The following is a 3,885-nucleotide window of genomic DNA, read 5'->3' as shown; positions in this document are numbered from 1 at the left end:
ATCGAAAGTACCTGTCACGTTTCGTATCGCATCGCCCTGCTGGACGCCCAAAGCGGCGCTCTCGCCCCCGTGTCCCCTGAGAAACAGCCCCCTCAGATCGGGCACCTGGCCGCCCATAAGCGCAAACAGCTCTGGGTACGCGCGGGGCTAGCTGGGAGCGGCCTTATGGCCGGGCACGCATCAGATAGCGCTACGCGGGACGAGTTTTCCTTGGCCGCCAGTTCCCGTGCGGTCCGTTATCACTGTGTGAAAATGCCAGACGCAGCAGCCCTATTGATATTCGTGTTTCCCGTTCCAGAACTCGACAAATAAATTTCATGAGTATGAGGGCAAATATTTTCGTTTTGCGAGCTACTGATTTTTTACCAGCATCAACTCCGCGCCTTGCATCCCTCTCTCGCAGAAATTCCCCCGCAAATCGAGTGTCTGGCCACCGAGAAACGCGAAGAGTTTTGGATAAACGCTTACAAAGCGTTGCTGGGCGGAAAGAATAAGCTATAAACATATTGCCATATCCCCCCAATTAAGGTATAAATTTTTATCCATATATGTATTAATGTTACAGCGTTATATCAATTTATTTCTGAGGTGATTTATGCAAACTCCTTTTGCAGATTTGCCCAAAAAAATTAAAATGGTGGCGCAGGCAAATATACTTCCTAGGGAAAGGCAGGCAAAAAAATTGCCTATTGAATTGTCTGATGAAAATATCCAAAATATTTTTGGACACGAAGCAGCAGAAGATGAATCTATTGAAAGCCTAAAAGATTATTATTTTAGAACTGATATATATGAACAGGTTGCTGCAAACCTAAAATTACGCATATTGGTAGGCCATAAGGGTGTAGGAAAATCTGCACTATTTAAAATCCTTGTTAATAATGATATTGAAAATGAAATATTACCAATTGAGATAAAACCAGATGACGTTATTGAAATATGCAATATGGAAGATAATTTTTTGAAAATGATAAGAGAATGGAAAGATGGTATTAAAAAAATAATTGTTGATAAAACATTACAGTCTCTTATCATGAATATGGAGAATAAGAATATTTGGAAAAAGAATGAAAATATAAAAAACATTATTTCATTTATTGCTGATATCATCAAACCATATGCAGAGAAGTCTGATATAAATAAATCCACATATGAAAATTTCATGTCTAACAAAAGATTGAATATTTATATTGATGACTTGGATAGGGGGTGGAAAGGAACACACAAAGATATTTATAGATTGTCATCTCTACTTAATGCGATTAGGGATATTAGTAATGAAAATAACAATATAAATTTTAAAATTGCTTTGAGGTCAGACGTCTATTACTTAGTTAGAACTTCTGATGAGTCTACAGATAAAATAGAAGGCTCAGTTGTTTGGTTTACATGGACAAACCACCAGATATTAGCTGTTCTAGCTAAAAGAATTCTCACATTTCAAGGGGAATATAAGTCGGAATCAGACCTCTTGAATCTGCATCAAGATGCAGAACGTTTTGAAGGAAGGGGAAAATGGGAAAATGCACCTATTCATAGAATACTTATGTCATTGGTGAGGAAAAGACCTCGAGATCTTGTAAAATTATGTACATTGGCTGCAAAAAATGCACGAAGAAGGCACAGTTTAATCATAGAAACAGAAGACTTCCAAAATATTTTTGAAACATATTCCACAGATAGAGTACAAGATACTGTCAATGAATTTCGTTCTGAATTACCAGAAATAAAAAATTTACTTTTTTCATTAAAGCCATCAGCAAAAAAAGCAAAAAAATATTCTGAAGGCTATGTATATGAAACAGAAAAACTTTTAGAAAAATTAAGTATAATATCAAGACGTGAGTGTTTCTCTTTTACGAATGCACCAGATGAAGTGGCATCGCCGCAAAAGCTACTAGCATTTTTATATAAAATTGGTTTTATTACTGCAAGGAAAGAAAATAAAGAGGGAAAAATTATCAGAAAGACGTTTGAAGAAAACAAATATCTTTCTGATCCTCAAATGGATTTTTCATTTAAGTGGGAAGTACATCCTGCATATAGATGGGCGTTAGAACCTGATGATTTTAACGCCATATATGACAAACTTGACATTGCAATCGAATGGGAATAAGAATCCTGACACTCGTAATCATAATCTGTGGAACGGGGTATAGTTCAAACACTTTCATCTCGTAACTACTTATCATGATCAATCTCTATCTTAAGGAATCTTCCTATTCATTAATTTAAAATAAGTTATCGTCATAAATGCCTCGGCCAAGCTGCGCCCGCAAGGCAATTCGTGCCATACGCCTCAAATGCTACCGTCTCCTTGCCCCCTTGGCGCGATCCTGCTCCCCGCGCAACGCGGCTTCTCTGTGCGCCTCCAGCTCCCTGTCAAAAAACGCCACGGGAACCTTCCTTTCGGCAGCGCACCGGGCCAACCGGACGCCAAAGCCGGGCGGGCCGCTCACAAACAACCGTGATCCGAAACGCTCCAGCGCCAGGCGTAAACTCTTCTCCAGCTCGTCGTCGCCCGCCTGCGGGTCTACCAGAATACGCCGCTTGCGCTCCCGGCCTTGGGCATAAAGCAGGGTTCCGTGCCGCGTCGTTTTTTGCGGCGTGGGCCGTGCCTCGCCCCTGGCCGGGCCGAAAATCTCTCCCTGGACGGTCCCGCAGTCCTTCCGGACCTCCAGATAGGCTAGCGCCCCGGCATTGCCCTTTCCGGCCTCTGCCCGGAGCCATGCGTCCCAGGGAAGATAGGCATGCTGCTGAAGCGCAAGCCCGCGCTGCCGTGCAAACTCCTGCCGCACCTTGGCGGCCTTCCTGCGCAGACGCCTGCGGTTGAGCATGGCAGAAAACGCTTGAATGCCGGATCAATGCCCATATGCCGAATGAGGACCAGCCGGGCGTCTGAAGCGGCCTTCAGTCCCGCGATCTCCGCGTCGCGGGCCTTGCGGGCATCGCTGACGGCCTGCCTGCAATCCGCCTTGCCCTGCTGCATGGCCTGCTTGTATTGGCTCCAGAGACCGGAACTGTCATAGCCGCGTTGCAAGGGCTTCTTCTGATAGCGCTTCACCGGCTCCGGCCTGGTCGCCTGCACGGCTTCGGGCGTAAACTCTCCAAGCCGCTCTTCCAGGCGCTTTCTGGGTTGGCCCGTGGCCGGATGAAAAGCCCATGCTTGGCTAAAACCTCATGCGCCTCCTTCCAGGAGGTGGCCGACTTGAGACCCTCCAGACAGTTACGCCGAATGAAGCCTGTGAGGCTTTCCAGATCGCCCGCGTTTTCCATGTTGGCCGAGGCAGTTTCCGCCGCCTGCGCACGTGGACTATGGTTGTCGGTCCGCAGGCCGTGAAGGCGCTCCATCCTGGCGCAAAACTTTGCCAGCTTTTGCTTGTCGTAATACGGCTCATGTATGGTCAGGCGTTCCGGATGGATTTTGTTGATGGCAATATGCAAATGAAGATGATCGGTATCGCCGTGCATGACTGAAACCCGCTGATGCCCGGCAAAACCCAGCTCCTTACATACACGCTCTTCCATATCCTTGAGGGCCGCGCTGCTGGGATACTCCTGAAAGGAAAGCACAAGGTGATAGGTCTTGTCGCCCTGGGCTCGGTGATTGCTCTGCTGCACGGCCAGCATTTCAAGTGCGGCCAATTCCGGTTCTTCGGCGTCGCAATTGGTAATGCGGATTTCACCCACGCGTGAATCCACGCCCTGGTCGTCGGTCAGATAGGACACAAGGCGGTACATGCTGCTCTTGGAAGGGGTATTCATGCGCAGACGTCGGGCGATCACGTTTTAGCCGCTACGATTTTTCATCAATCACAAGCACGTTCTCGGCGATAGACCGGAGGCCGCTTTTGATCTCCCCGGACTGATCCAGGGCGTGAAGCG

General features: G+C 46.7%; 3 protein-coding genes. 1 reads left to right on the top strand and 2 read right to left on the bottom strand.

The window, feature by feature from the left end:
• Window positions 1–595: 595 nt before the first annotated feature.
• Entirely contained in the window at window positions 596–2,116 is a 1,521-nt protein-coding gene (locus tag KH208_RS15450) for a hypothetical protein (RefSeq protein WP_291437781.1), read from the top strand.
• 190 nt (window positions 2,117–2,306) lie between these two features.
• Here the strand turns inward: KH208_RS15450 and KH208_RS15445 are convergent, their stop codons facing one another.
• Complete coding sequence (locus tag KH208_RS15445) at window positions 2,307–2,837, bottom strand: LPD7 domain-containing protein (RefSeq protein WP_291437780.1); 531 nt, start codon at window positions 2,835–2,837, stop codon at window positions 2,307–2,309.
• 223 nt (window positions 2,838–3,060) lie between these two features.
• Window positions 3,061–3,786, bottom strand: coding sequence for a TraI/MobA(P) family conjugative relaxase (gene traI, locus KH208_RS15440; RefSeq protein ID WP_291437779.1), 726 nt, complete (start codon window positions 3,784–3,786; stop codon window positions 3,061–3,063).
• Window positions 3,787–3,885 lie beyond the last annotated feature (99 nt).

Origin of the sequence: Desulfovibrio sp. (genome assembly GCF_018379785.1) — a bacterium.
Classification (GTDB): domain Bacteria; phylum Desulfobacterota; class Desulfovibrionia; order Desulfovibrionales; family Desulfovibrionaceae; genus Desulfovibrio.
Note: the sequence above shows the minus strand (reverse complement) of the source record. Positions and strands in the feature narration are given on the sequence as shown.